Source organism: Flavobacterium sp. (genome assembly GCF_039595935.1).
Lineage (GTDB): Bacteria > Bacteroidota > Bacteroidia > Flavobacteriales > Flavobacteriaceae > Flavobacterium.
Genome location: NZ_JBCNKR010000004.1, coordinates 202,678 through 214,872, shown reverse-complemented (window position 1 = coordinate 214,872; position 12,195 = coordinate 202,678). Strand labels below are relative to the sequence as shown.

Sequence of the window (12,195 nt, the reverse complement as noted above, 5' to 3'; positions counted from 1 at the left end):
TATGAGAATACTATTTAGCGGCTTCGTGGCTTTAAATTTATTTTTTGCCAATCCGGCAGCTTCGCAGCAGAAAAAGACAAAACAAACAGAGATTAATTACACACAATATGTTAATCCGTATATAGGTTCTGCGGGTCACGGACACGTGTTTGTGGGAGCGAATGTTCCTTTTGGAGCAGTACAATTAGGACCTGTGAATATCTTTGAAGGCTGGGATTGGTGCAGCGGATATAATTATGCCAGCAATACGATTTTAGGTTTTACACATACGCATTTAAGCGGAACCGGAATTGGAGATTTAAACGATATTTTGTTATTGCCTTTTTCAGGTAAAGCAGCTCTTACAAAAGGTACAAAAGAAGATATGACCAATGGTTATGGCTCTTATTTTTCACATGACAATGAAGTTGTAAAGCCGGGATATTACAGCGTTATTTTAGATAAATACAAAATCAAAGCCGAATTAACAGCCAGCGAAAGAGTAGGTTTTCATAAATATACTTTTGACTCCAATGATGCTCATGTTTTACTAGATCTTGCAGATGGAATTGGCTGGGACAGACCTGTAAAAACCTTTATCAAAAAAGTAAGCGAAACCAAAATCGAAGGATATCGTTACTCAGCAGGATGGGCAGCAGACCAGCGTATTTATTTCGCTATGGAATTTTCAGAACCAATTTCGAATATTGCTTTATATGACAGCACTGCAGTTGTAAAAGGAAATGAAGGCGAAGGCTTAAAAATGGAAGCTGTTTTAGATTTTAAAACTTTAAAAAACAAACAGGTTTTCGTAAAAGTTGGAATTTCTCCCGTAAGTTCAGAAAATGCCCAAGCCAATATAAAAGCTGAAATTCCGGATTGGAATTTTGAAAAAGTTGTAAAAGACGCGACTTCTAAATGGAATAAAGAACTCAATAAAATCCAGATAAAAGGAGATGAAAAAAGAATGAAAGTATTTTATACTTCATTGTATCACACCATGTTTGCACCCTCAATTTTTAATGATGCAAATGGAGATTATTTAGGCACAGATAAAAAAGTTTACAAAAAAGCAGATTTTACCAACTACACAACATTCTCGCTTTGGGATACTTACAGAGGTTTACATCCCTTATATACTATTACGCAGCCAGATAAAATAAATGATATTGTAAAATCATTTTTAGCGATTTATCAGCAGCAAGGAAGATTGCCTGTTTGGCATTTAATGGGCAACGAAACCAATACTATGAACGGAAATCATTCTATAGCCGTTATTGTCGATGCCTATTTAAAAGGGTATCGCAATTATGACACAGAGCTGGCTTATGAAGCCATCAAAAAAACGGCAATGCAAACCCGCGACGGAATGGATTATGTTCAGAAACTAGAATATATTCCGGCAGATAAAATGCTTGAAACTGTTGGAAACGCCCTTGAATATGCGATCGATGATTACTGTATTGCTTTGATGGCAAAAGCTTTAAACAAAACAGACGATTATAATTATTTCACTAAAAGAGCCAATTTATATAAAGAGTATTTTGATAAAGAAACCACATTTATGCGTGGCAAATTGACAAATGGAAATTGGAGAACACCATTTAATCCGCTTTCATCAGCACATCGTAAAGATGATTATGTAGAAGGAAATGCCTGGCAGTATACGTGGCTGGTTCCTCAGGATCCTTACGGTTTGATCGAATTATTTGGAAACGAAGAGAAATTTTTAGCCAAACTGGATTCCTTATTTTTAATAACCGATAAAGTCGAAGGTGAAGATGTTTCACCGGATATCAGCGGTTTAATCGGGCAATATGCCCACGGAAATGAACCAAATCACCACATTCCGTATTTATACGCTTATGCGGGACAACAATGGAAAACAGCTAAATTAATTCGCGAAATCGACGAAAAATTCTATTCAACAAAACCAGACGGATTATGCGGAAACGAAGATTTAGGTCAAATGTCGGCTTGGTATGTTTTATCTTCAATGGGATTTTATTCTGTTAATCCGGCAAATGGAGTTTATGTTTTAGGAAGTCCGTTGGTAAATTCAGCCGTTATTCATCCTAAAAAAGACATTTCATTTACAATAAATGCCATTAATAACAGTGCTGTAAATCTCTACATTCAAAAAGCAGAATACAACGGAAAACCGTATACAAAATCATATATCACACACGAAATGATTGAAAAAGGTGGCGAATTGAAATTGTACATGGGAAGTAAACCTTCACCAACATTTGGAGTTAAAAAAGAAGACAGACCTGAATGATTTTAGAGTTTAGATTTTAGAGTTTAGATTTTAGAATATAGATTTTAGTTTAAAGTCTATAGCTTAAAGCTTACAGCAAAAAAAATAAAAATATGAAAATAAAGAGTTTAATTTTTCTTGGATTAATGCAGTATTGCGTTTTTTTAAATGCACAAGTCAAAAACTTAGATCCTGTAGAATATGTAAACCCACTAATGGGAACACAATCGTTGCATAATCTTTCAAACGGAAATACCTATCCCGCAATCTGCAGACCGTGGGGAATGAATTTCTGGACGCCTCAAACGGGTAAAATGGGCGACGGATGGGCGTATACATATACAGCCGACAAAATAAGAGGATTTAAACAAACGCATCAGCCATCGCCGTGGATGAATGATTATGGTCAGTTTTCGATAATGCCTGTTACAGGAAAATTGGCTTACGCCGAAGATGAAAGAGCAAGCTGGTTTAGCCATAAAGCAGAAATTTCAAAACCATATTATTACAGCGTTTATCTGGCTGATCATGATGTTACAACTGAAATTACAACTACAGAACGTGCGACTCATTTTCACATTACCTTTCCTGAAAACGAAAAATCGTCAATCGTCATAGATGCATTCGACAGAGGTTCTTATATCAAAATAATTCCTTCAGAAAATAAAATTGTAGGTTATACAACGCGTAACAGCGGTGGAGTTCCTCAAAATTTTAAAAACTATTTTGTATTAGTATTCGATAAAGCATTTTCTACAAAATCAACATGGGTAGATAAACTGCTCATAAAAGATCAATTAGAATCATCAGGTTTTCATGTGGGAGCCATAGTTGGTTTTAAAACAAAAAAAGGAGAAAAAGTAAATGTTAGAGTGGCTTCTTCATTTATAAGCCCAGAACAGGCAGAATTGAACTTAAAAAATGAATTAGGAAATGCCTCTTTTGAAGAAACTGTAGCGAAATCTAAAGACGAATGGAATAAAGTTTTAGGAAAAATTGCCGTAGAAGATATCAATACAGATCAATTAAAAACCTTTTATTCATGTTTGTATCGTACCGTTTGTTTCCCTCAAAAGCAATATGAAATAAATAAAGACGGAGAGATTGTGCACTACAGTCCGTATAACGGAAAAGTAATGTCTGGCTATATGTATGCCGGAACCGGATTTTGGGACACTTTTAGAGCGTTATATCCTTTGCTAAATCTGGTTTATCCTTCTGTAAACAAAGAAATGCAGGAAGGTTTAATAAACGATTACAAAGAAGGCGGATTTTTACCGGAATGGTCTAGCCCGGGCTTTAGAGATGTGATGGTAGGAAATAATTCTGCTTCAGTTGTTTCTGACGCTTACATGAAAGGATTAAGAGGATATGATATTAATATTTTATACGAAGCTTTACAGCACGGTGCCAATAACGAAGGTCCGCTTGAAGCTGTTGGCAGAAAAGGAGTACAATATTATAATTCGCTTGGATATGTTCCTTATGATGTCAATATAAATGAAAATGCAGCCAGAACGCTGGAATATGCTTATGATGATTTTGCAATCTGGAAATTAGCACAGGCCTTAGATCGTCCGAAGAAAGAAATAAACCTGCTTGAAAAAAGAATGATGAATTATAAAAAACTCTTCAATCCATCAATTGGTTTAATGAGCGGACGAAATAAAGACGGCAGTTTTCCATCCAAATTTAATCCTTTCAAATGGGGAGATGCCTTTACAGAAGGTAACAGCTGGCATTACAGCTGGAGCGTATTTCACGACATTCAAGGGTTGATTGATTTAATGGGCGGAGAGAAAAATTTCACTTCAAAATTAGATGCCGTATTTACAACACCTCCTGTTTTTGATGATAGTTATTATGGAGCAGTTATACACGAAATACGTGAAATGCAAATCATGAACATGGGGCAGTATGCGCACGGAAACCAGCCAATTCAGCACATGATTTATTTATACAATTATGCGGGCGAACCCTGGAAAACGCAATATTGGTCAAGAGAAGTTATGAATCGTTTGTACAAACCAACGCCTGACGGATATTGCGGAGACGAAGACAATGGACAAACTTCTGCCTGGTATATTTTCTCGGCAATGGGATTTTATCCGGTTTGTCCGGCAACAGACGAATATGTTTTGGGAGCGCCTTTATTTAAGAAAACCGTTTTACAGCTTGAAAACGGAAAACAGCTTATCATCAACGCTCCGGATAATTCAGAAACCAACAAATACGTAAATGAATTAAAATGGGACAATTCTTCTTATACAAAAAACTTCATCAATCATTTTGATGTATTAAAAGGAGGTGAATTAAATTTTGATATGACAAGTTCGCCAAATTTAAACAGAGGTACAAACAAAGAATCGTTTCCGTATTCTTATTCAAATTCAAAATAATATTATGCAGTCACGTAGAAAATTTTTAAAAAATACAGGAATTTTTTCCGCAGGATTATTAGCGCTTCAAACGGATGCTTTCGGATTTAGTTCGGATAGTTTTCAGTTTCCTTTAAAAGAATTTGTAAGCAAAAGACCTCCATTAGCCGAAAGAAAATTTACAAGTAAAGCCGTAGAAGCTGCGATTGTAAAAATTAAAAAGCAAATTGCAAATCCTGAACTGGCATGGATATTCGAAAACTGTTTTCCAAATACACTTGATACAACAGTAGATTTTGAAATAATTGATGGAAAACCAGATACTTATGTGATTACCGGAGATATTGATGCCATGTGGCTGAGAGACAGTACGGCGCAAATTTGGCCTTATATTCCGTTTGTAAAAGAAGATCCAAAACTAGCCGAATTGGTAAAAGGAGTAATCAACCGTCAGGCAAAATGTATATTGTTGGATCCGTATGCGAATGCTTTTTATAAAGATTTTACGAAGGAAAGCGAATGGAAAAATGACCTTACTAAAATGCAGCCCGGAATACACGAAAGAAAATGGGAAATAGACAGTTTGTGTTATCCGGTTCGATTAGCGCATGGATATTGGAAAGAAACTGGAGATATCAGCTTATTTGATGCCAAATGGAAAGAAGCGATGTTGTTAGTTCTTCAGACTTTTAAAGAGCAGCAAAGATGGGATGGAAAAGGCGGCCCGTATAGTTTTCAGCGTCAGACTGCCTGGGCAACAGACGGAGTTCCGTTAGGCGGTTACGGCTATCCGGTAAAACCTTGCGGATTAATTGTCTCTACTTTCAGACCAAGTGATGACAGTACTCTGTTTGGATATTTAATTCCGAGTAACATGTTTGCCATTGAAATTTTGGGTTATTTGATCGAAATATTCTCATTACCAGCACTAAAAGATAATGATTTAGTTGCCAAAGCCACAGAATTAAGAGATCAGGTTCAGAAAGCTTTAAACGAACACGGAATAATAGAACATCCAAAATTCGGGAAAATTATAGCATTTGAAGTAAACGGTTACGGCAGTTTCCACATAATGGATGATGCTAATGTTCCGTCATTATTGTCATTACCTTATTTAGGCGCCATTGCTCCAAACGATCCTTTATACTTAAATACCCGTAAAGTGGTATTATCTGAAAATAATCCGTTTTTCTATAAAGGTAAAGCCGGAGAAGGAATTGGAGGACCGCATACAGGAGTTGATACAATTTGGCCAATGAGTATTGTTTTGAGAGCTATTACAAGTGTTGACGAAAATGAAATCAAAGCCTGTATCAGCAACTTAATTAAAACAAATGCCGACACAGGATTTATGCACGAATCGTTTCATAAAGACGATGTAAACAAATTTACCCGTAAATGGTTTGCGTGGGCAAATACCTTATTTGGAGAAATGATTGTACACACGAGCATCAATTATCCTCAAATTTTGAAAGATAAGAATATCTAGTACTAAATAGCTAAATAATTAAAAATGAATACATCATACGCCATTGGGCTAGATATTGGAGGAACACATATTACGGCAGCTGTTATCAATAAAACAGAAATGAAAGTAATTGACTTTTCATTACACAAAGAATCATTCGACTCTAATTTGCCGGTAGATCAGGTAATGAATATTTGGAAAGATGTAATTCATACTTCGATAGAAAATTCAAAAGTTCAGAATATTGAAGGATTGGCGATTTGTATGCCGGGCCCGTTTGATTACGAAAACGGAATCTGCTGGATTAAGGACCAATCAAAATACGAACATTTTTACGGATCCAATGTTAGAGAACTGCTTTTAGAAAGCCTTAAATTTTCTAATGATTTTCCCGTTCTTTTTGAAAATGACGCCGTTTGTTTTGGAAAAGGTGAAGTTTTTAAACAACAGGAAAACCTTTCTAAAAAAGTAATGGCCGTTACGCTGGGAACCGGATTAGGAGCTTGTTTTATTGATAAAGGAGTATCAATCAGTTCAGGAAATACAGTTCCAACAGATGGAGAAATATACAATCTGCCTTATAAAGAAGGAATCGCAGAAGATTATGTTTCTGCCCGTGGTCTTTTATCACATTATAAATCTTTAAGCGGTATTTTGCTTAATAATGGTTTAGAACTTTATCATTTGGCTTTGAGCGGAGATCAATCAGCTATTAAAGTTTTTGAAAAAATGGGTGAGGATTTAGCCGAAGTAACACTTCCGTGGATAAAGAATTTTTCAGCTGATCACATTATTATTGGGGGAAAAATTGCCAATGCAAGTGCGCTGTTTTTGCCATCTTTTAATAAAAAAATACAAGAGTCTGAAAAAGAAATTTTGGTTTCAATTTCAAATGATAATGAAATTGCAGCTTTATTAGGCGCAGTCAGTTTTCTTCAAGATTAAATAAAATAAAATAAAAAACGGATGAGTAATTCATCCGTTTTTTATTTTTAATTATTAAAATGTTATTTCAGTCCTTCCTTAATTGTATTAACAAAAGCCTCGACTGGCTGAGCGCCTGAAACTGCATATTTTCTGTCAAAAACAAAAAAGGGAACACCTTGTACGCCAATTTGCTGAGCTTCGTTAATATCATGCTGAACTTCTTTTAAAAATAAAGTTTCGCTTTCTAAAACTTCCAAAATATCATTTTTATTCAATCCGGCTTTTTCTGCTAATTCAATTAAAGTTGGACCATCGTTTAAATCTCTTCCTTCAGTAAAATAAGCTTTAAAGAAGATTTCTTCAATTTCATCGCCTAACTTTTTGGTTTTAGCCAGCTGAATAATTCTATGCGCTTCTAATGAATTTGAAATAACTGCTTTATCAAAGTTGTAATCTAAACCAACACTTTTAGCGCGTTCTGAGACACCTTTATGCATTTCGCGGGATTGTTCTACAGACATGCCTTTTCTTTCGGCTAAATACGTGTAAACGTCTTTTCCGGGCTGTGGCGTAATAGATGGATCAAGCTGAAAACTTTTCCATTCAATTTCAAATTCATCATTAGGAAACTGTTTTAAAGCAGTTTCCAATTGTCTTTTTCCGATATAACAAAACGGACACATGATGTCCGACCAAATTTCTATTTTCATATTACAAAATTACGGAAAAAATTTGTTTCAGGTTTTAAGTTTCAAGCTGCGCGTATAATTTTAGCGCAAAGCACGCTAAGATTTTTTTAATAAGTTAGGTTTTTATAGAACCGCTAAGTTTGCAAAGCTATGTGCAGATATAGCTTTGCGAACTTATAGTATTGTAAATGCAATCTATATAAAAAAACTTAGCGTGCTTTGCGTTAAAAAATTAACCGCACAGTTTAAATTAAAACAAAAAACGTCTAAAATAAAAAACCGCAAATCTTAAAAAAGAATCGCGGTTTCTAGGTATAAAAAATGGTTGGTTAATAGCGGTATTTTTTTTTACAATGATATGTCTTTAATTTTAAATTAAAAAAAATCCCTGTAACAAAAAGAAGTTTTGATGTTAACTATTTAACATTACGGGCATTACCAACATTGTTACTGTTTCACCTTCTTCTAAGCCGTCAACAGGAGTTAAAATTCCGGCTCTGTTTGGTAATGACATTTCCAGCATAATCATATCAGACTGCAGGTTTGTCAGCATTTCGATTAAGAAACGAGAGTTAAAACCAATTTGTAAATCATCACCTTGATAATCACAAGTTAATCTTTCCTCAGCTTTGTTTGAGTAATCGATATCTTCAGCAGAAACGTTTAATTCAGCTCCTGCAATTTTTAAACGAATTTGATGCGTAGTTTTGTTAGAGAAAATCGCAACACGACGAACAGAACTTAAAAATAAAGAACGATCGATCATTAATTTATTTGGATTTTCTTTCGGAATTACCGCTTCGTAGTTAGGGTATTTTCCGTCGATTAAACGACACATTAAGATATAATTGTCAAATGAGAAAGTCGCATTTGAATCGTTGTATTCAATTTTTACTTCAGCATCAGAACTTCCTAAAATACTTTTTAAAATATTTAAAGGTTTCTTCGGCATAATAAAATCAGCAACCTGAGACGCTTTTACGTCAGCACGTGCATATTTTACTAATTTATGAGCATCAGTAGCAACAAAAGTTAAACCTTCCGGAGAGAACTGAAAGAAAACTCCAGACATTACAGGACGCAAATCGTCGTTTCCGGCAGCAAAAATAGTTTTACTTACAGCAGTTGCCAATACATCAGCAGGAACTAAAGTCACAGACGGATCTTCAAGGCTTACAGATTTAGGAAATTCTTCTCCGGCTGCGTATGCTAATGCATATTTACCTGAGTTAGAGCTAATCTCAACAGTATTGTTATCAGCAACTGTAAATGTTAAAGGCTGTTCTGGAAATGTTTTTAAAATTTCAAGTAAAAGTTTTGCAGGTACAGCAACACTTCCTTTACTTTTAGAATCGATTGATAATGTAGCTGACATTGTGGTTTCAAGATCTGAAGCCGAAACTGTTAACTCATTATTGTTTAGTTCAAATAAAAAGTTGTCTAAAATAGGCAACGTATTATTACTGTTAATAACACTACCTAAAACCTGTAATTGTTTTAATAAGTACGAACTCGATACTATAAATTTCATCGTCTTTTGTTTTATTTTTTGGACTATCTTTAGTCTTTAATTGCTAAAGATACAGATTACAAATATATCGTAAACATTCTAAGTTTCGCAATTTTTTTATTAACATCTATCGGCTGTATTTTCTTTTTCTGATAAAGGTAAATACCAATCCAAAAACCAATAAAATAAGGATTGGAAGTCCGATAGTTATGAACTGTGTCATTGTATAGTTTTCGTAAACTTTTTCTTTATCCAGTAAAGGCAGTTCAACATCTTTACTTCTAATGTTAATAAGTCCGGTATCGTCAAGAAGATAATTAACACAATTCATCATAAAATCTTTGTTGTCGTACAAATTCCCTGTTCTTTGGTCGTAACCCAGTTCAACCGGCATCATGTTTTTATCTAATTGGTTTCTGGCGATGTCTCCATCAGCAACCACAATCATTTTGGTTGGTTTTCCTTTTGACTGAAAAGCACTTTCTTTAAAAGGCAGTACGCGATTCTCAAAAACCGAATGAAAACTTCCTTCCAATAAAACCGAAAGAACCAAATTTCCTTTATTGATATAATCTTCAGGAGAAGTTTTTTCCGTAACCATATTCAGATTAACTTCTGCCGGAGTTCCAATTTTCTTTGAATATTGAGAAGACTGTAGTAAAACCGTTTTCTTGATTCCGTTTTTCAAAGTATCAATCGGGTTTGCAAAATCAAATTTAATTCCGCCAAGGTTTTTTACAATTGGATGCTGGCTTGTCGGGTAAACCTGAGGAGCAAATTTCCAGATAAAATCCTGATATTGAGTAGCGCTTCCTTGTTCACCTGTTGCCAGTTTTATTGGACTTCCTTGTTCATCTTTTACTAAATCAGGATTAATTCTGAATCCATATTTAAAGAACATATCATTTAAATTCAAATCTCTTGGATATGCCAGAGTAGCTCCGACATCATTATACAAACTATCCATATCGGCAGCGACCTGATCGATCATCCATAACGTTTTACCGCCATTCATGATGTATTGATCTAAAACCTCTTTTTCTTCATCTGTAAAAGTTTCAGTAGGTTTCGAAATAATGGCCAGATCATATTTTTTAAGAGCATTTAAAGTTCCGTTTGGATCTTTTGCAACAGAATCTAAAGTAAAAGGTCCAATGTAGTAGCTCTCTTTAATTTGACGTAATAACTTACCAATATGAATTTCAGACAATTCTCCATTTCCTTTTATAATAGCGACTTTCTTTTGTCTGTCTTTGGTAACTTTATTAATGGCATCTGCAATTGAATATTCTAAATGCTGAATCGATCCAATTACTTTTTGAGTAGTCGAAGCTCCCATTATATTTTTCAATAAAGGAATATTAACTTCTTTATTGTTGTAAACTGCAATTGCCCACGGAAAAACCATCGCCTGAGACTGTTTTCCTTTATCATCTACAGTAATATTTATTGGAGTCAGTCCTTTTTGATAAAGAGATTTTACCATTTCCATGCTTTCGTCTTCGTTTTCCATCGGGTTAACAAATTCGAAAACTATATTGCTGTTATAAGCCTGAAATTCTTCTAGTAATTGTTTGGTTTCCTGCTGTAAGCGTCTAAAATCTGCGGGAAGATCGCCTTGCATATAAATCTTAATCGACAACGGATTTTTTACCTGTTTTACAATTTTTAAAGAAGTTTCAGATAAAGTATAACGTTTGTCTTTCGTTAAATCAAAACGGTGAAAGAATATACTTCCGAGTACATTTAGAACAATTAAAACTAAAATTGTAATGCCTAATGCCTTTAAATTTAATTTATTAGATGGTTTCATTACGCTTTAAAAGATTTTAATTGATAAACGGTAATAGATAAAAATAAAACAGAGATACTTAAAAAGTAAATAACATCGCGCGTGTCAATAACGCCTCGGCTCATACTTTTAAAATGATCCTGCATTCCAAATGCTGAAATAATATTGGATTTTCCCGGAACTAATGAAGCCAGTCCTTCAAATCCAAAATAAAACAGAAAACAAATAAATACTGCAATAATAAAAGTAACGATTTGATTTTCTGATAGAGTAGAAGTGAAGATTCCAATTGCTGAATAGGAAGCTATCAGAAATAATAATCCGAAATACGATCCAATTGTACTTCCCATATCAATATTTCCTTCTGGTAAACCTAATCCTGAAATTACGTTTACATAAATAAAGGTTGGAATAATGGCCAGAATAATTAAGAAAAATGAACCTAAAAATTTTCCGTTTACAATCTGCCAGATTGATAATGGTTTAGTTAAAAGCAATTCAAGAGTTCCTTGTTTTCTTTCGTCTGAAAAACTTCTCATCGTAACAGCCGGAATCAGGAAAATTAAAATCCAGGGTGTTAAAGTGAAAAACGGAGTTAAATCTGCATAACCAGTATCTAATATATTGTATTCTCCTTTAAATACCCATAAAAAAAGTCCGTTGCTGATTAAGAAAATCGCAATGACTAAATAGCCGATAGGAGAGCCAAAAAAGGATTTTATTTCTCTTAATATGATTGATTTCATTTGTTTTTGTTTAATCGTTTAATCGATAATTTGTTTAATCGTTTATTTTATTTCAAAACTGAAAACTGTGCCTGTTGACTAATTCAAACTCACCAGTTTGTCAACACTCCACGCTTCTGGTTTTGCGTTGAATAGTTTTTTTGTAAAATCCCAAACTGAATTAAAAAGTTCAGAATTTCTATAATTTTCTAAATCTTCTTCGGTTTCCCAGTAACTATAAGTAAAGAAAATACATTTGTCATTTTTATCCTGATACAATTCTAAAAAACGATTTCCGTCAGCATTTCGTATTTTGTCTTTCACAGATTCAAAATTCTCCAGAAAAGCCGGAATTTTTTCTTCATGAAAACTCATTTTTACTATTCTTACGAACATATATAATTTTAGATTTTAGATTGTTGATTTTAGATTTGTTCGAAACCTAAAAGTCTTTCGGGTGCGCAAAA

At 34.2% G+C, this 12,195-nt stretch carries 9 protein-coding genes; 4 read left to right on the top strand and 5 right to left on the bottom strand.

What is annotated here, in order from left to right; genetic code table 11:
* The first annotated feature begins 1 nt into the window (after position 1).
* The 4 genes from ABDW27_RS01420 (at position 2) to ABDW27_RS01405 (ending at position 7,030) form a co-directional block, all read left to right on the top strand.
* On the top strand, positions 2–2,260 hold the full coding sequence (locus tag ABDW27_RS01420) for a GH92 family glycosyl hydrolase (RefSeq protein WP_343694270.1): 2,259 nt from the start codon (positions 2–4) through the stop codon (positions 2,258–2,260).
* A 92-nt stretch (positions 2,261–2,352) separates the two neighbouring features.
* Positions 2,353–4,638 (top strand): GH92 family glycosyl hydrolase, encoded by a 2,286-nt coding sequence (locus tag ABDW27_RS01415; protein ID WP_343694269.1) that lies wholly within the window; start codon positions 2,353–2,355, stop codon positions 4,636–4,638.
* Between the two features lie 4 nt (positions 4,639–4,642).
* Positions 4,643–6,106 carry a glycoside hydrolase family 125 protein gene (locus ABDW27_RS01410; RefSeq protein WP_343694268.1) on the top strand — a complete coding sequence of 488 codons (1,464 nt, stop codon included), beginning with the start codon at positions 4,643–4,645 and terminating at the stop codon, positions 6,104–6,106.
* A 24-nt stretch (positions 6,107–6,130) separates the two neighbouring features.
* Positions 6,131–7,030 carry an ROK family protein gene (locus tag ABDW27_RS01405; RefSeq protein WP_343694267.1) on the top strand — a complete coding sequence of 300 codons (900 nt, stop codon included), beginning with the start codon at positions 6,131–6,133 and terminating at the stop codon, positions 7,028–7,030.
* A gap of 62 nt (positions 7,031–7,092) precedes the next feature.
* Here ABDW27_RS01405 and ABDW27_RS01400 read toward each other — a convergent pair whose 3' ends face one another.
* The 5 genes from ABDW27_RS01400 to ABDW27_RS01380 form a co-directional block, all read right to left on the bottom strand.
* Positions 7,093–7,722 carry a DsbA family oxidoreductase gene (locus ABDW27_RS01400; RefSeq protein ID WP_343694266.1) on the bottom strand — a complete coding sequence of 210 codons (630 nt, stop codon included), beginning with the start codon at positions 7,720–7,722 and terminating at the stop codon, positions 7,093–7,095.
* Positions 7,723–8,113: 391 nt separating this feature from the next.
* A complete protein-coding gene (dnaN, locus tag ABDW27_RS01395; RefSeq protein ID WP_343694265.1) occupies positions 8,114–9,232 on the bottom strand; it encodes a DNA polymerase III subunit beta in 1,119 nt (372 codons plus the stop codon).
* A gap of 106 nt (positions 9,233–9,338) precedes the next feature.
* The gene (gene gldG / locus ABDW27_RS01390) at positions 9,339–11,024 is read right to left on the bottom strand and encodes a gliding motility-associated ABC transporter substrate-binding protein GldG (RefSeq protein ID WP_343694264.1); all 1,686 of its coding nucleotides are present in this window, start codon (positions 11,022–11,024) and stop codon (positions 9,339–9,341) included.
* On the bottom strand, positions 11,024–11,749 hold the full coding sequence (gene gldF, locus ABDW27_RS01385; protein ID WP_343694263.1) for a gliding motility-associated ABC transporter permease subunit GldF: 726 nt from the start codon (positions 11,747–11,749) through the stop codon (positions 11,024–11,026). Before gldF ends, gldG begins: the two co-directional genes overlap by 1 nt.
* A gap of 78 nt (positions 11,750–11,827) precedes the next feature.
* The gene (locus ABDW27_RS01380; protein WP_343694262.1) at positions 11,828–12,124 is read right to left on the bottom strand and encodes an antibiotic biosynthesis monooxygenase family protein; all 297 of its coding nucleotides are present in this window, start codon (positions 12,122–12,124) and stop codon (positions 11,828–11,830) included.
* Positions 12,125–12,195: the final 71 nt, after the last annotated feature.

What these genes read in the sequence shown, in the direction of transcription:
- ABDW27_RS01420 (WP_343694270.1), top strand. Translation starts at nt 2, where the DNA reads ATGAGAATACTATTTAGCGGCTTCGTGGCTTTAAATTTATTTTTTGCC.
- ABDW27_RS01415 (WP_343694269.1), top strand. Translation starts at nt 2,353, where the DNA reads ATGAAAATAAAGAGTTTAATTTTTCTTGGATTAATGCAGTATTGCGTT.
- ABDW27_RS01410 (WP_343694268.1), top strand. Translation starts at nt 4,643, where the DNA reads ATGCAGTCACGTAGAAAATTTTTAAAAAATACAGGAATTTTTTCCGCA.
- ABDW27_RS01405 (WP_343694267.1), top strand. Translation starts at nt 6,131, where the DNA reads ATGAATACATCATACGCCATTGGGCTAGATATTGGAGGAACACATATT.
- ABDW27_RS01400 (WP_343694266.1), bottom strand. Translation starts at nt 7,722, where the DNA reads ATGAAAATAGAAATTTGGTCGGACATCATGTGTCCGTTTTGTTATATC.
- dnaN (WP_343694265.1), bottom strand. Translation starts at nt 9,232, where the DNA reads ATGAAATTTATAGTATCGAGTTCGTACTTATTAAAACAATTACAGGTT.
- gldG (WP_343694264.1), bottom strand. Translation starts at nt 11,024, where the DNA reads ATGAAACCATCTAATAAATTAAATTTAAAGGCATTAGGCATTACAATT.
- gldF (WP_343694263.1), bottom strand. Translation starts at nt 11,749, where the DNA reads ATGAAATCAATCATATTAAGAGAAATAAAATCCTTTTTTGGCTCTCCT.
- ABDW27_RS01380 (WP_343694262.1), bottom strand. Translation starts at nt 12,124, where the DNA reads ATGTTCGTAAGAATAGTAAAAATGAGTTTTCATGAAGAAAAAATTCCG.